General features: G+C 58.4%; 15 protein-coding genes. 6 read left to right on the forward strand and 9 right to left on the reverse strand.

Features of this window, described 5'->3' with window-relative positions; translation table 11 throughout:
* Nucleotides 1-379, forward strand: a 379-nt coding sequence (locus H043_RS30570; protein WP_256214480.1) for a hypothetical protein, incomplete at its 5' end; no start/stop codon positions are given.
* Between the two features lie 122 nt (nucleotides 380-501).
* Here the strand turns inward: H043_RS30570 and msrQ are convergent.
* The 6 genes from msrQ to H043_RS0124590 all read right to left on the reverse strand — a co-directional run bounded on the left by msrQ (nucleotide 502) and on the right by H043_RS0124590 (nucleotide 6477).
* On the reverse strand, nucleotides 502-1113 hold the full coding sequence (gene msrQ, locus H043_RS0124565; protein ID WP_027614078.1) for a protein-methionine-sulfoxide reductase heme-binding subunit MsrQ: 612 nt from the start codon (nucleotides 1111-1113) through the stop codon (nucleotides 502-504).
* The gene (gene msrP, locus H043_RS0124570; RefSeq protein WP_027614079.1) at nucleotides 1113-2126 is read right to left on the reverse strand and encodes a protein-methionine-sulfoxide reductase catalytic subunit MsrP; all 1014 of its coding nucleotides are present in this window, start codon (nucleotides 2124-2126) and stop codon (nucleotides 1113-1115) included. The genes msrQ and msrP overlap by 1 nt, the downstream gene beginning before the upstream one ends.
* Nucleotides 2127-2189: 63 nt before the next feature.
* On the reverse strand, nucleotides 2190-3047 hold the full coding sequence (pssA, locus tag H043_RS0124575) for a CDP-diacylglycerol--serine O-phosphatidyltransferase (protein ID WP_027614080.1): 858 nt from the start codon (nucleotides 3045-3047) through the stop codon (nucleotides 2190-2192).
* 146 nt (nucleotides 3048-3193) lie between these two features.
* A complete protein-coding gene (gene ilvC, locus H043_RS0124580; protein ID WP_007959661.1) occupies nucleotides 3194-4210 on the reverse strand; it encodes a ketol-acid reductoisomerase in 1017 nt (338 codons plus the stop codon).
* Between the two features lie 48 nt (nucleotides 4211-4258).
* Nucleotides 4259-4750, reverse strand: a complete 492-nt coding sequence (gene ilvN / locus H043_RS0124585) for an acetolactate synthase small subunit (RefSeq protein ID WP_003205610.1) — start codon at nucleotides 4748-4750, stop codon at nucleotides 4259-4261.
* A 2-nt stretch (nucleotides 4751-4752) separates the two neighbouring features.
* A complete protein-coding gene (locus H043_RS0124590; RefSeq protein WP_027614081.1) occupies nucleotides 4753-6477 on the reverse strand; it encodes an acetolactate synthase 3 large subunit in 1725 nt (574 codons plus the stop codon).
* Between the two features lie 399 nt (nucleotides 6478-6876).
* On the opposite strand from H043_RS0124590, the gene H043_RS0124595 reads away from it, so the two are divergent.
* Nucleotides 6877-7293, forward strand: coding sequence for a DUF4124 domain-containing protein (locus H043_RS0124595; RefSeq protein WP_027614082.1), 417 nt, complete (start codon nucleotides 6877-6879; stop codon nucleotides 7291-7293).
* Between the two features lie 114 nt (nucleotides 7294-7407).
* Here H043_RS0124595 and H043_RS0124600 read toward each other — a convergent pair whose 3' ends face one another.
* From H043_RS0124600 to mrcB, 3 genes are read right to left on the reverse strand one after another with little or no spacing between them, the layout of a single operon-like run.
* Complete coding sequence (locus tag H043_RS0124600; protein ID WP_007963922.1) at nucleotides 7408-7743, reverse strand: YqcC family protein; 336 nt, start codon at nucleotides 7741-7743, stop codon at nucleotides 7408-7410.
* Nucleotides 7743-8498 (reverse strand): hypothetical protein, encoded by a 756-nt coding sequence (locus tag H043_RS0124605; protein ID WP_027614083.1) that lies wholly within the window; start codon nucleotides 8496-8498, stop codon nucleotides 7743-7745. Before H043_RS0124605 ends, H043_RS0124600 begins: the two co-directional genes overlap by 1 nt.
* 16 nt (nucleotides 8499-8514) lie before the next feature.
* The gene (gene mrcB / locus H043_RS0124610) at nucleotides 8515-10839 is read right to left on the reverse strand and encodes a penicillin-binding protein 1B (protein WP_027614084.1); all 2325 of its coding nucleotides are present in this window, start codon (nucleotides 10837-10839) and stop codon (nucleotides 8515-8517) included.
* Between the two features lie 116 nt (nucleotides 10840-10955).
* Here mrcB and H043_RS0124620 point away from each other — a divergent pair, with 116 nt between their 5' ends.
* The 4 genes from H043_RS0124620 to H043_RS0124635 all read left to right on the forward strand — a co-directional run bounded on the left by H043_RS0124620 (nucleotide 10956) and on the right by H043_RS0124635 (nucleotide 14318).
* Nucleotides 10956-12512, forward strand: coding sequence for a bifunctional aminoglycoside phosphotransferase/ATP-binding protein (locus tag H043_RS0124620; RefSeq protein ID WP_027614085.1), 1557 nt, complete (start codon nucleotides 10956-10958; stop codon nucleotides 12510-12512).
* Between the two features lie 91 nt (nucleotides 12513-12603).
* Nucleotides 12604-12948: a pentapeptide repeat-containing protein gene (locus H043_RS0124625; RefSeq protein WP_003228227.1), complete on the forward strand. Its 345-nt coding sequence runs from the start codon at nucleotides 12604-12606 to the stop codon at nucleotides 12946-12948.
* Nucleotides 12949-13228: 280 nt separating this feature from the next.
* The gene (locus H043_RS0124630; protein ID WP_003228231.1) at nucleotides 13229-13501 is read left to right on the forward strand and encodes a TfoX/Sxy family protein; all 273 of its coding nucleotides are present in this window, start codon (nucleotides 13229-13231) and stop codon (nucleotides 13499-13501) included.
* Between the two features lie 16 nt (nucleotides 13502-13517).
* On the forward strand, nucleotides 13518-14318 hold the full coding sequence (locus tag H043_RS0124635) for a Crp/Fnr family transcriptional regulator (protein WP_027614086.1): 801 nt from the start codon (nucleotides 13518-13520) through the stop codon (nucleotides 14316-14318).
* Nucleotides 14319-14425: the final 107 nt, after the last annotated feature.

The raw sequence follows: 14425 nt of genomic DNA on the forward strand, positions 1-14425 counted from the left end.
TACATCTTTGATTTCTCGCGGAGTAACTTGTGATGCTGATAATCTTGTTGACTATCAGTCTGACCCCACAAGCACCCACACGAATTGCTTGATTCAGTTGTTAAAGAGCGGTTGGTTAAGATCTTTCGTCTCAACCGAGGCGCGCATTCTACAGCAGCCTCATTTGCTGTCAAGTGATTATTTTCAGAAGCTTTCGAAGAATTCTTCAACAACTTCAACCACTTGCGCTTCCGATCTCTCGTTAGCGGGAGGCGAATTCTACAGCGTTACACGCTGCTGTCAACACCTCTTTTTCTCCGCTTTCGACCGAGAAGATCGAACCGTCAAAAGAGCCAAACATCACCGCCCTTTCAACTCCTTCCAGGCTTCGATGAACTGAAGCAAGCCGCCGCCGAAAACTGCGCAACTCATTGAATCTAAAGGAGTTTTCCGTTTCGACTGCGCCGGAAGTGGGGCGAATTATAGACTTCCAGAGTCTGCCGTCAACCGTTAATTTCAGTTTTATTGCAAAACCTGCTTTTTAGTCAGCAAACGCGGGATTCGACGCGCAACCGCAGGTACACGCATCAGTAAAAGCACCGCACCTATAAAGGCATAGATCGCCCACTCCTTGAGATCAGCACGCACGACCCACAGCATATGCAGCAATCCCAGCCCGAGAATCACATACACCAACCGATGCAATTTCTTCCAGCGCACACCCAAACGGCGCTGACTGTAGCGATTGGAAGTCACCGCCAACGCCAACAGACCAAGGAAACCCAACGTCCCCACAATAATGTACGGCCGCTTACGCAACTCCACGCCCAACTGCGACCAGTCGAAGCCGAGGATAAACGCCATATAGCTGAACAAATGCAGAACCACATAGGCAAAACACCAAAGTCCCAACTGACGGCGCACAGCAATCCAGCCCGCCCACCCCGTCAATTTCTGCAACGGCGTCATGCTCAATGTAATCAACAGCAATACCAACGTCCCCAGCCCCAATCGATCAACCAGGACTTTGCCAGGATCCGGCCCGAGCAAATCGGCGAACGCTTGATAAAACCAGAGCAATGGCCAAATCGCCGCAGCGATAAAAACGCCTACACGCCAGAACGGATATCGCATCAGTAGTTCTTCCGCAGATCGAGCCCTGTATATAAAGAAGCGACTTCATCCGCATAGCCGTTGAACATCTGTGTATCACGCACATTCGGCTTGAACAGACTGTTCGGCAGACGCCGCTCCCGTGCCTGAGTCCAGCGCGGGTGATCAACCGTCGGATTCACGTTGGCATAAAACCCGTACTCATCTGCCGCGATGCTCTGCCAGGTAGTTTTCGGTTGCTCGCTGACCAGACTTATACGCACGATGGACTTCACACTCTTGAAGCCGTACTTCCACGGCACTACCAGGCGCAGCGGCGCACCGTTCTGATTCGGCAACTCACGGCCATACATGCCAACCGCCAGAATCGCCAGCGGACTCATCGCCTCGTCCAGGCGCAGGCCTTCTACATATGGCCAGTCGATCAGGGCGAAACCTGAGCGCTGACCCGGCATGCTTTTGGGATCCTGCAGAGTCTCAAAGCGAATGTACTTGGCGTTGGAGGTGGGTTCGACCTGTTTGAGCAGCGCAGAGATCGGAAAGCCGATCCACGGGATGACCATCGACCACGCCTCAACACAGCGAAGGCGATAGATACGTTCCTCCAACTGGTACGGCTTCATGAAGTCTTCCAGCGCGTAACGCCCGGGCTTACCCACTTCCCCATCGACGACAACGCTCCACGGCTCGGTTTTCAGCGAACCGGCATTGGCCGCCGGATCACCCTTGTCGGTGCCGAACTCATAGAAGTTGTTGTAATGGGTCGCGTCTTTATAAGGCGTGATCGCCTCATCCTTGACGTTGACGGCGCCCCACTTGGTAGAAGGGAGCTTCTCAGCAAACCAGGCAGGCGCCCTGCCCGGCTCGACATCGACATAACGCGACGCATCCCCGGCAGTGGCCCAACGCGGCAGGCTGCTCACGGCGATACCGGCAGCGGTAGCTCCGAGCAATTGGCGACGAGAAAGATAAATGGATTCAGGCGTGACATCCGACTCATGGCAGTCGGACGCTTTGGGGATTTTGATCAGCATGGCAACTCCGCAGTTTTGGAGGACAGATGCACCCATAGACTGCGGAGTATGCGGGAAATTACATCATTCGGCGTTTTTGTGACGACGAAGACGCAACAGGTATTGCACAGGGCCGGAAGCGGCGTAACCGAGGAACACCAGCAGTAGAATTCGCGGTGGATCGCTGAACACCACGGCGAACACCAGCACCACGGCGAGGATCGCCACGAACGGCACGCGCCCCTTCAAGTCCAGCTCCTTGAAGCTGTTGTACTTGATGTTGCTGACCATCAACATGCCGGCAGCCGCCACCATCAAGGCGACCAGGAACGACATCTTCGAACCCTGAATGCCGTAATCGCTGAACGCCCAGACGATACCCGCCACCACGCCTGCAGCCGCCGGGCTGGCCAGACCAATGAAATAGCGCTTGTCCGCCGTACCGACCTGGGTATTGAAACGCGCCAGACGCAATGCTGCACCGGCGACATAGATGAAGGCGACCATCCAGCCGACCTTGCCCATGTCGCCCAATGCCCAGCCAAAGGCCAGCAGCGCCGGCGCTACACCGAACGCGACCATGTCCGACAACGAGTCATACTCGGCGCCGAAGGCACTTTGCGTATTGGTCATGCGCGCTACACGGCCATCAAGACCATCGAGCACCATGGCCACGAAAATCGCGATCGCGGCGAAGGCGAAATACTTGCTCGCATTCGCAGAGTCACCGGCGCTCAAGGCAGCCTGGGCACTCATCGAGTTGATGATGGAATAAAACCCTGCGAACAGGTTCGCAGTGGTGAATAGATTCGGCAGCAGATAGATACCACGATGCCGGACTTTACGGCCTTCCGCGTCGTGCCCTTCCTCGACATGTTCATCGATGGGCAGCAGGCTTTCGGCGTCAGAAGCCTGGTTCGGCTCTTCGGGACGTTCGCTCATGGACATTACCTTGCAACGGTTTGGAAAGTTTCGACAGGTGCCTGTGACGACGGTTCGGCCACAAACGATGCAGCTTTATACCAGAACCATCGGTTTCAAACGAAAAAACGCGGCCGAGGCCGCGTTTTTCGTACAAGGATGACGACTTAGTTTTTGGCTTTGTCGACGATCTTGTTGGCACCGATCCACGGCATCATGGAGCGCAGTTGCTCGCCGATGATTTCGATACCGTGAGCGGCGTTGTTACGACGCTTGGCGGTCATCGAAGGGTAGCCGGTCGCGCCTTCGCTGATGAACATTTTGGCGTATTCGCCGTCCTGAATACGTTTCAGGGCATTGCGCATGGCCTGGCGGGATTCGGCGTTGATCACTTCCGGGCCGGTCACGTACTCGCCGTATTCAGCGTTGTTGGAGATCGAGTAGTTCATGTTGGCGATACCGCCTTCGTACATGAGGTCAACGATCAGCTTCAGTTCGTGCAGGCACTCGAAGTAGGCCATTTCCGGCGCGTAGCCAGCTTCAACCAGAGTTTCGAAACCGGCTTTCACCAGCTCAACGGTACCGCCGCACAGTACGGCTTGTTCGCCGAACAGGTCGGTTTCGGTCTCGTCCTTGAAGGTGGTTTCGATGATGCCGGTGCGACCGCCACCCACGCCAGCTGCGTAGGACAGTGCAACGTTTTTGGCGTTGCCCGAAGCGTCCTGGTAGATCGCGATCAGGTCAGGGATACCGCCGCCCTTCACGAACTCGGAACGCACGGTGTGACCCGGCGCTTTCGGCGCGATCATGATCACGTCGAGGTCGGCACGCGGAACAACCTGGTTGTAGTGGATCGCGAAACCGTGGGAGAAGGCCAGGGTGGCGCCTTTCTTGATGTTCGGCTCGATTTCGTTCTTGTACAGCTGGGACTGGAATTCGTCCGGGGTCAGGATCATGACCAGGTCGGCGCCGGCAACAGCGGCGGCCACGTCGGTCACTTTCAGGCCGTGAGCTTCGGCTTTGGCAACGGTAGCCGAACCTTTACGCAGACCGACGGTTACGTCGACACCGGAATCTTTCAGGTTGCACGCTTGGGCGTGGCCCTGGGAACCGTAACCGATGATGGCAACTTTCTTGCCCTGGATGATCGACAGGTCGCAGTCTTTATCGTAGAAAACTTTCATGAATTTCCCCTATATATCCAGGCCGTTCAGGCCATTCGCTAATTTGGTTTAGATGCTGAGTACTTTGTCGCCGCGGGCAATGCCGGTCACGCCACTACGGACAGTTTCCAGAATCGATGCGGTGCCGATGGACTGAATGAAGCTGTCGAGCTTGTCGCTGGTACCGGTCAGTTGAACGGTATACACGCTGGCGCTGACGTCGACGATCTGTCCACGGTAAATATCGGTGGTGCGTTTGATCTCGGCGCGCTGGGCGCCAGTGGCCTTGACCTTGACCAGCATCAGCTCGCGCTCGATGTGAGCGCTTTCCGACAGGTCCACCAGCTTGACCACTTCGATCAGCTTGTTCAGGTTTTTGGTGATCTGCTCGATGATTTCATCGTGGCCGACAGTGGTCAGCGTCAGACGCGACAGCGTCGGGTCTTCGGTTGGCGCCACCGTCAGGCTTTCAATGTTGTAGTTGCGCTGCGAGAACAGGCCGACTACGCGAGACAAAGCGCCGGGTTCGTTTTCCAGAAGCAGGGAAATAATGTGCCGCATGATTAAGTACGCTCCGTCTTGCTCAGCCACATATCGCGCATGGAGCCGTCTTTGATCTGCATCGGATAGACGTGCTCGCTGGTATCGACCGAAATATCGATCACCACCAGACGATCTTTCATGGCGAACGCCTCTTCCATCTTCGACTTCAAATCCTTCGAATCGGTGATGCGCACGCCGACGTGACCGTAGGCTTCAGCCAGTTTGACGAAGTCAGGCAGCGACTCCATATAAGAGTGCGAGTGGCGGCTGCCATAGCTCATGTCCTGCCACTGACGAACCATCCCCAGAACACCGTTGTTCAGGATGACGATTTTCACCGGCAAGCCATATTGCAGGCAGGTCGACAGCTCCTGGATGTTCATCTGGATGCTGCCTTCACCGGTGACGCAGGCAACGTCGTCATCCGGGAAGCTCAACTTGATGCCCATGGCCGCCGGGAAACCGAAGCCCATGGTGCCCAGACCACCGGAGTTGATCCAGCGGTTCGGCTTGTTGAACGTGTAGTACTGCGCCGCGAACATCTGGTGCTGGCCCACGTCGGAGGTGATGAAGGCATCGCCCTTGGTCACTTCGCACAGGGTCTCGATCACGGTCTGCGGTTTGATCAGGCTGCCGTCGCCCTTTTCATAAGGAAACAGGCCGCGATCACCACGCCACTCATCGACTTGCTTCCACCAACTGGCAACGGACTCCTTGTTCGGGGTCTCACCGATTTCCTTGAGGATCGCGACCATTTCGGTCAGGACGCTCTCCACCGGGCCAACGATTGGCACGTCGGCCTTGATGGTCTTGGAGATCGAAGCCGGGTCGATGTCGATGTGGATGATCTTGGCGTTCGGGCAGAACTTCGCCGCGCCGTTGATCACACGGTCATCGAAACGCGCGCCGACAGCCAGGATCACGTCGGCATGGTGCATCGCCAGGTTGGCGGTGTAGCTGCCGTGCATGCCGAGCATGCCGATGAACTGCCGGTCGGTGCCAGGGAAACCGCCCAGGCCCATCAAGGTGTTGGTCACTGGCAGGTTGAGCATTTTCGCCAGTTCGGTCAGCGGTGCGGAACCGTTGCCGAGGATCACGCCGCCACCGGAATAGAGCACTGGGCGTTTGGCTGCCAGGAGCATTTCTGCCGCCTTGCGGATTTGCCCGGAGTGGCCGCGGACGGCCGGGCTGTAGGAACGCAGCTTGGCTTTTTTCGGGAAGATGTATTCGAACTTCTCGGCCGGGTTGGTCATGTCTTTCGGGATATCGACCACGACCGGGCCCGGACGACCGGATTGCGCCAGGTAGAAGGCCTTCTTCATGACTTCCGGGATTTCCGAGGCGTGCTTGATCATGAAGCTGTGCTTCACGATCGGCCGGGAGATACCGATCATGTCGGTTTCCTGGAACGCGTCGGTGCCGACCATGGTGCTTGGCACCTGACCGGAAATGATCACCATTGGAATCGAATCCATATAGGCGGTGGCGATACCGGTGATGGCGTTTGTGGCGCCAGGACCTGATGTCACCAATACCACGCCGGCTTTACCGGTGGCACGGGCATAGCCGTCAGCCATATGGGTAGCCGCTTGTTCGTGACGAACCAGGATGTGGGTCACTTCCGGTTCTTTGAACAGGGCATCGTAAACATGAAGAAGAGCACCACCCGGGTACCCGTAGATATATTTGACGCCTTCGTCACGCAAGAAGCGGACGAGCATCTCACCGCCAGATAAAAGCTCCACGTTGTTCACCTCTAAAACGCCAGAATACCGTCCACACAAAAGGGGCGGGTCTTAATAGGTTTACTTCTCGGCAGAGCATGAGCGACGGTGGTCGCCGACTACGTCAGCACTGACTGAGCAAGTATTGGGATCGTCCCAAGTGTTGCGGGCCTTTCCCACCCAGCGCGAGGTAACGCGTTGCGGGTGTAACAGGTCGACGCGGATATGCGCCTCATGATCTACCGAGTGGGTCTGCTTCTGGCAGTCCCTCTACAGCGGACTTTGGATTCTTCTGTTTCGCCCTCTCCAAGTCAAGCCGTCAATGTGCTTAATTGTGGGTAAGCACATGAGAACGCAAGAAAAAACCTGAAAACAGCTACTCTGTTAGCGTCAATTGCGCAATTTTGCCAAGGAATCAGCATGCGAACGCTTCTGCTAACTCTGCTGATCGGCCTCAGCCCCTGGTGCTCGGCCGCTCAAATCTACAAATGGGTAGATGCCCAGGGCGTCACGCACTTCGATGCGCAGCCACCGCAAGGGCTGCCGGCGACGACTGTGCAGACGCCCTCCTCGCCCCCAACGAAACCTGCCGCCATGCCTGGCAGTGGTGCGCTGGGCGATCAGAAAGCCATCGACGACAAGGTGAAGAAACAGGTGGCGGAGCAGCAGGCGCAGCTCAAGGCATTTTGCGAACAGGCACGGACGAACCTGGCGCAATTGCAGAACAATCCGCGGTTGAGGGAGGAAGTGGAAGGACAATTAAGGCGGCTGGATGATGCGCAGCGGCAGGAGCGCATTGTCGAAGCGCAGAAGCAGATTGCGCAGAACTGCGAATAGACACCTGTAGGAGCTGCCGCAGGCTCGGGCCGCGATCGGACGATCTTTTGACCTTGCTTCCAAGAGCAGATCAAAAGATCGCAGCCTGCGGCAGCTCCTACAGGGAGATCGGCACTAGCGCGAGGCGGTAATCAGCAGGTCGAACTCTTTGAGCAGCACCTGCAGCTGTCGATCCTTGCCCTGCAGATTACGCTGGGCGAAGACCATTTCCGCCATTTCCTGAATGCCCGAGGCGTTGGGCAACGGCAGATCCTGCTCAAGGATCATTTTCATCCGTGGCAGGAAGATCCATTGCAGCCATTGCTCGAAATCCAGCGTGTCGACCGAAAACGGTTCGACACTGCTCAGGGCTTCGGCCGATGGCTGGACCTCGTCCCACCAACCCTGCGTGCGCAGTTCGCGCTCGATCAACAGCAACTGATCAGCGATTTTCGGGAACCGGGAATCCATCACAGCGAAACCTTGGCCTTCTGACGAGCCAGCGCTGCGCCGGCGGAATCGCCTTGTTTCTCACGGGACTCCGCGATGATCTCCCATAGGTTGGCCTGCAAGTCCGGACGACCGTTGGCCATGGTCAGTGCACGACGGGCGAACTGCTCGGCCTGTGGCGCATCACCTTGAGCCATGCGTACTTGCGCCAGACGATAGAGCACTTGCGGCTCACGCGGGGCAACGCGTTGAGCGCGCTCCAGACTGGAAGACGCACCGTTGAGGTCGCCACCGGCCTGCTGCTGTTGCGCAGTGGTCAGCAAGGCGAGAACCGGGCCATCCAGTTGCTCGTCCGCCGACAGACCACCGCCACTGCTGGCCGAAGGAATCCCGCTTGGCGTCGAAGGCATGCTGTAGCTGCCGGAGTTGATCGGTGCCGACTCGACCGGCGACGGGTTGTACGGCCCTGCGGTGATACCGCCGGAAGCCGGGCCCGGAACGATCGGCGAGGAGCTGATCGGCGCCGATGTCGTGGCGCCACCACCCGGCACCATCACCACCACGCCGGTATCGCCTTGCGGGATGGCCTGGGATTGCGCCTGGCCCTGGACTGGGCGTGTGACTGTCGTCTTGCGGAAACCGCCGTTGGCCGACAGCCGTTCGCTGTTGGATACGGCCGTGCCGGAGTCCACCACCGGGATCGAACCACGCTGTACGGTAGAGCAGCCGCTGAGCAAAGCCACGGCAGTCACCGCCGGAATCAACCACTTGTTCACTTGAAACCCTCTTTGCTTAATTCATCCAGCCCTTGACCCAATCCATCACCGACTCCGGCGAGGCAGGCGTTTCGCTTGCACACGCGGCGCCGGGTGGCGGTTCGCTGCCGCGAATATACGGCATCTGCACCGCCCCCGGACAGTTGGCATCGGAGCCTTGCCCGGTACGCGAATCGACCCACGCCTGCACGATGTTGTCCGGCTGTGGCATGTCCAGCGGCAGCGGATCGGCCTTGCGCATGAAACTGGTCCACACCTGCAGCGCACCGGTCGCCCCGGTGAACGGAGTTTTGCCGTTGTCGTCGCGACCGAGCCAGACCACGGCCAGCAGATCCTGACTGAAACCGGCGAACCAGCTGTCACGCGAATCGTTACTGGTACCGGTCTTGCCGGCCAGCGTCAGGGTCTTGGGCAGCACGTTGTAAACCGAGCTGCCGGTACCTTCACGCATCACCCGCTGCATGGCGTTCTGGATCAGGTAGATGGACGCCGGATCGAAACGCTGCTCGATCTGGAACGGATAACGCTTGAGTGGTTCGCCCTCGGCGGTCAACACACTGCGAATCCCGCGCATCGGTGTATTGAAACCACCGTTGGCGAGGGTCTGATACATGGTCGCCACTTCGATCGGGGTCATGCCGCCAGCACCCAGCAACATCGACGGGAACGCCGGGAATTCCCGGGTCACGCCCAGACGCGCAAGGGTCTTGAGCACATTCGGCACACCGACTTCCAGACCCAGGCGCGAGGTCGACAGGTTGTACGAATGCGCCAGCCCTTGATAGAGGAAGACTGTGCCGTGGGAGCGACGGTCGTAGTTCTGTGGCTTCCACACCTGGCCGTCCGCGCCTTTGATCGACAGCGGATCATCCGACAGCCAACTGGTCAGCGTGTAACGGCTCGGTTTTTCCAGTGCGGTCAGATACACCGCTGGCTTGACCAGGGAACCGATCGGCCGCACGGCGTCCAGCGCCCGGTTGAAACCGGCGTAACTGGCCTGACGACTACCGATCATCGCCTGCACTTCGCCGGTTTCCGGGTTGGTCACGACCATCGCCGCTTCCACGTCATCGGAGCCCTTGCGTCCAGCCAGGCGTTTAAAGGTGTCATTCACCGACGCTTCGGCCTTCATCTGCAGAATCGGGTCGAAACTGGTGAAGATCCGCAAGCCTTCTTCGGTCAAGTCCTCGTCGCGATAGTCTTCGCGCAACTGGCGTTTGACCAGATCGATAAAGCCCGGGAACGAGCTGTCGGCAAGCTTGCCGCGCGTGGTCACACCCAGTGGCATTTTCTTCGCCGCTTCGACCTGTTCGGCAGTCGCCACGCCTTGCTGCTCAAGCACGTCGAGCACCAGGTTACGCCGCTCCAGCGCACGCTCGGGGTTGCGGCGCGGGTTGTAGTAGGACGGGCCCTTGACCATGCCGACCAGCAAAGCGACCTGATGCAGCTTCAGCTCGGACAGTGGCTGACCAAAGAAGAACTGGCTGGCCAGACCGAAACCGTGCACGGCACGCTGACCGTCCTGCCCGACGAAGACTTCGTTGAGGTAGGCCTCAAGAATTTCCTTCTTGTCGTAGTGCAGTTCCAGCAGCATCGCCATCATCGCTTCGGTGAGTTTGCGGCTCAGGCTGCGCTCATTGGTGAGGTAGAAGTTCTTGACCAATTGCTGGGTCAGCGTACTACCACCCTGGGTCATCTTGCCGCCAGAGGTGTTGACCCAGATGGCCCGGGCAATCGACTTCGGCGACACGCCCCAATGACTGTAGTAGTCCCGGTCTTCCACTGCTACCAGGGTTTCCAGCAGGTACGGTGGCACCTGATCGAGCTTGATCAGGATGCGGTCTTCGAGGTTTTTCGGGTAAATGCCGCCGATCATCAGCGGCTCAAGCCGCACCACGGACAATTTTCCGCCATTGAGCCCGGAGAGTTCGGCCACATAGTCGCCGGAGAAGCGCACGCGCACCGGCTGCGGTTTCTCCAGGCCTTCATAGAACTGGAAGCCGCGAGTATTCAGATCAACGGTATTGCCGTTGACGGCGGCGGCACCTGGGCCATTGCTCACGGCTTCGCGGCGATAGCCCAAGGCGTCGAGTTCGGTGAGGAAATCATCCTTGCTCAGCTTTTGTCCGACGAACAGCTCCAGCGGACGCGCGTAGACCTTGGCCGGGATGGTCCAGCGCTTGCCGGAGAACTTCTCCTGCACCACGGCATCGAGGTAAACGGCGAAGCCGGCCAGCACCACAAGGCCGACCAGGCTGAGTTTAATGGCCCAGCTCAACCACGGGCTGAGGCCCTTGGAGACTGGTTTTTTCTTGGTACGGGGGGATCGAGTTCGAGTCATGGCGGCGGATTATACGCACTTTATTCATACTCAACAGGAGCGCTCCGAGGTTTGCGTCAGGCTGGCGAGCGGCCATAATGGCGACCTCGAATTTCCCAGTCTCTGAAGGATCGCCCGTGAGCCAGTCCCTGATCGCTGCCCTGCAAAACCCGGCCCTCTACCCGCACCCCGTCGAAGGGTTCCAGGTCATCGAAACCCATATCTCGTGGGTGATCCTCACCGGCCCGTTTGCTTATAAAGTGAAGAAGCCAGTGAATTTCGGCTTCCTTGACTTCACCGGCCTCGAATCACGCGCACATTTCTGTGCTGAAGAGCTGCGCCTGAACCAGCGTCTGACCGACGATTTGTATCTGGACGTGTTGCCGGTGACCGGCAGCGTCGAGGCGCCACAACTGGGTGGCGACGGCCCGGTGATCGAATATGTGCTGAAGATGCGTCAATTCCCGCAGACCGGCCTGCTCAGCACCCTGCAAGCCAACGGTGAGTTGACCACCCAGCACATTGATGAAATGGCCGAGCAGATCGCCAAATTCCACCTCAGCGCGCCAAAAGTCCCGGCCGAACACGAGGCCGGCACCCCGGACAGCGTGATGGCCCCGGTGCGCCAGAACTTCGAACAGATCCTGCCGTTCCTCAGCGACAAAAATGATCTGCTGCAACTCGAGGCACTGAAAGCCTGGGCCGAAAGCAGCTTCGATCGTCTCAAGGCACTGTTCAGCCAGCGCAAGGCCGAGGGTTTCACTCGCGAATGCCACGGTGACATTCACCTGGGCAACGCCACTGTCATCAATGGCAAAGTGGTGATCTTCGACTGCATCGAGTTCAACGAACCGTTCCGCTTCACTGACGTCTGGGCCGACACCGGTTTCCTGGCGATGGACCTGGAAGACCGTGGCCTGAAATCCCTCGCCCGCCGCTTCATCAGCCAGTACCTTGAGCTGACCGGCGACTATCAAGGCCTGGAAGTGCTGAACTTCTATAAAGCCTACCGCGCACTGGTTCGCGCCAAAGTCGCGCTGTTCAGCATGCCGGCGGATGCCACCCCGGTGCAGCGCGCCACCACCCTGCGCCAGTACCGCAACTACGCCAACCTGGCGGAAAGCTACAGCACCATTCCTTCGCGCTTCATGGCCATCACCCACGGCGTATCGGCTGTCGGCAAGAGCCACGTGGCGATGCGTCTGGTCGAAGCGCTGGGCGCGATTCGCCTGCGTTCCGACGTCGAGCGCAAGCGCCTGTTCGGTGAGCAGACCGTAGCCAACGACGTGCAGGCGGGGATTTACAGCGCCGATGCCAGCGCCGCCACTTATGCCCGCCTGCATGAGATTGCCGGAGTGATTCTGCACGCCGGTTTCCCGGTAGTGATCGATGCGACCTACCTCAAGCGCGAGCAACGCGACAACGCCGCTCAAGTCGCCGAGGCCACCGGCACGCCGTTCCTGATTCTCGACTGCAACGCACCGCAAGCCGTGATCGAGAGCTGGCTGGCGATTCGTCAGGCCGACAAAAAGGACCCTTCCGACGCCACGCTGGCCGTGATCGAGGCCCAGCAATCTAGCCGCGAAGCCCTGACGCCAGAAGAGATTCTGCGCAGCAAACGCGTGCAGACCAATGAAAGCGGAACCCTCGACACCGTAGTCGCACAGATCCGTCAGCGCCTGCCAGGCCTGTAAGAAACTATTTCGGCCGTGAAGCCCTCGCTTGCTTCACGGCCGTCAAATAGTGGCACTATACTGGCGTCATAAAACCAACAGGTGATTTGACATGAGCCAGCCGAAACTTCTCGACACCCCGCTTTATGCCCTGCTGCACAAAGACGACATCGCAGGCTTCAACAAGGAACGCCCGAACGACGGCCCGATCGACATGGTTGGTGGCGACTTTCGTGGTCTCGACTTGCGTGAACTGAACGCCGATGGCGTGGATTTCCGGGACGCCTACTTCCGTTCTGCCGATTTGCGTGGCATCGACTTCCGTAATGCATCACTCGAAGGCGCGAGCCTGGCCCATGCGCAAATTTCCGGCGCGTACTTCCCGCCGGAACTGAGTGCGGACGAGATCCTGATGTCGATGAATTTCGGCACCCGCCTGCGCTATCGCACTCGCTGATAATTTTTATCTTTCTCTGACCCGACGCCTTTCCTCTGTGGGAGCGAGCTTGCTCGCGAAGGCGTAGTGTCAGTCGATACATCTGTTGGCTGAAAGCCCCCCTTCTCGAGCAAGCCCGCTCCCACATTATTTCCGCGTTTCTTCCCTCCTTTCTGCGTTCGCAGCCCCTTTCTTAGAAGCGTTTGCGTCTAATCCGACCAAACAACCACGCTTTTCCTACTGATGGCTACACTCCTGAGAAGATCGCCCACGCACCATTCGGCCGTCGCAAGGAGGCTTGATGAATGATGAACTGCAACACCTGAAGAATCTTGGCAAGACGTCGGCGCAGTGGCTGCATGCCGTGGGCATTCACAGCGCCTCGGACTTGCGTCGCCTGGGGGCGGTGGACGCCTATCGGGCCGTGCGTACCCGCGGGTTTCGCGCGTCAAAGGTGTTGTTGTACGCGATCGAAGGGGCGCTGATGGATGTGCACTGGAACGACATCCCGGCCGAACGCAAAGATGCCTTGAACAAGCAGCTCGAAGCCATCTCCTCGCGTCACAAGAACTGAACAGGCGCTGACGGCCATGTATCTGCTCGGGGAACAATCGGCACCGGTCGATGCACTGATCAATCGTTTGCAGAGCTTGCCCGCGCGCTGGCTGGAAGGCCTTGCGCCGTGCGGGCCAGCCTTTGAGCCAGAAATCTCTGACGACCTGATGGAGCAGCTCCCACACGATCAGCTGTTTCTGCTGACAGAAGGCGTGATCCACGGTTACATCGGTGGCCGTGCGCTGTTTTACTGGCAAGAGGGCGATCTGATCGGTCTACAGCAAAGTGACGCCTGGGCCGATTGCCGACTGCGCAGCGACGGACCATCGCGCTTGTTGCCCTATCGGCGAACCGAACTGTTCCAGCATTTGTATGCCGAACCGGATCGGGCCGAGCAATGGCTTGAGTATCTGCTGGGGCAGATGGCGCTGCTGGCACACGCGGTGGCCGAACTGAAACCGCGGGAGTTTCGCAGCACCAATGGCTTCAAACGGGTCGAGAGTGGTGAGGTGTTGATCCGGCAGGGCGATGCCGCTGATCACGTCTTCGTGATCATTGAGGGGCATGCCGAAGCGTTTGTTGATGGGCACAAGGTCGGCGAAGTGCCCAAGGACGAGATTTTCGGCGCCATGGCGGTGTTCACCGGTGAACCGCGCAATGCCACTGTCATCGCTCACGAGCCAAGCACGGTGATGCTGATTCCAGGCGAGCAGTTTCTGAGCATGACCCGCAACAATCCGAAGATTGCCCACAGCCTGATTGAGAGCATGGCCCGGCGCATTGGCCAGCTCAATCAACAGATCACGCAACTGAGTGCGATCAGGGCTGCGCGTTAAGCCCCCTGTTTCCGGGACATTCCGGCCATTTGCACGACTAAATCACGCGAATGGAAAAACAGTGGTTGACTCGCTAATGAGAATCGCTATGATTATCACAACTGGTC

The organism is Pseudomonas sp. URIL14HWK12:I6 (genome assembly GCF_000514195.1).
Classification (GTDB): domain Bacteria; phylum Pseudomonadota; class Gammaproteobacteria; order Pseudomonadales; family Pseudomonadaceae; genus Aquipseudomonas; species Aquipseudomonas putida_A.

What these genes read in the sequence shown, in the direction of transcription:
- msrQ (WP_027614078.1), bottom strand. Translation starts at nt 1,113, where the DNA reads ATGCGATATCCGTTCTGGCGTGTAGGCGTTTTTATCGCTGCGGCGATT.
- msrP (WP_027614079.1), bottom strand. Translation starts at nt 2,126, where the DNA reads ATGCTGATCAAAATCCCCAAAGCGTCCGACTGCCATGAGTCGGATGTC.
- pssA (WP_027614080.1), bottom strand. Translation starts at nt 3,047, where the DNA reads ATGAGCGAACGTCCCGAAGAGCCGAACCAGGCTTCTGACGCCGAAAGC.
- ilvC (WP_007959661.1), bottom strand. Translation starts at nt 4,210, where the DNA reads ATGAAAGTTTTCTACGATAAAGACTGCGACCTGTCGATCATCCAGGGC.
- ilvN (WP_003205610.1), bottom strand. Translation starts at nt 4,750, where the DNA reads ATGCGGCACATTATTTCCCTGCTTCTGGAAAACGAACCCGGCGCTTTG.
- H043_RS0124595 (WP_027614082.1), top strand. Translation starts at nt 6,877, where the DNA reads ATGCGAACGCTTCTGCTAACTCTGCTGATCGGCCTCAGCCCCTGGTGC.
- H043_RS0124600 (WP_007963922.1), bottom strand. Translation starts at nt 7,743, where the DNA reads ATGGATTCCCGGTTCCCGAAAATCGCTGATCAGTTGCTGTTGATCGAG.
- mrcB (WP_027614084.1), bottom strand. Translation starts at nt 10,839, where the DNA reads ATGACTCGAACTCGATCCCCCCGTACCAAGAAAAAACCAGTCTCCAAG.
- H043_RS0124625 (WP_003228227.1), top strand. Translation starts at nt 12,604, where the DNA reads ATGAGCCAGCCGAAACTTCTCGACACCCCGCTTTATGCCCTGCTGCAC.
- H043_RS0124630 (WP_003228231.1), top strand. Translation starts at nt 13,229, where the DNA reads ATGAATGATGAACTGCAACACCTGAAGAATCTTGGCAAGACGTCGGCG.
- H043_RS0124635 (WP_027614086.1), top strand. Translation starts at nt 13,518, where the DNA reads ATGTATCTGCTCGGGGAACAATCGGCACCGGTCGATGCACTGATCAAT.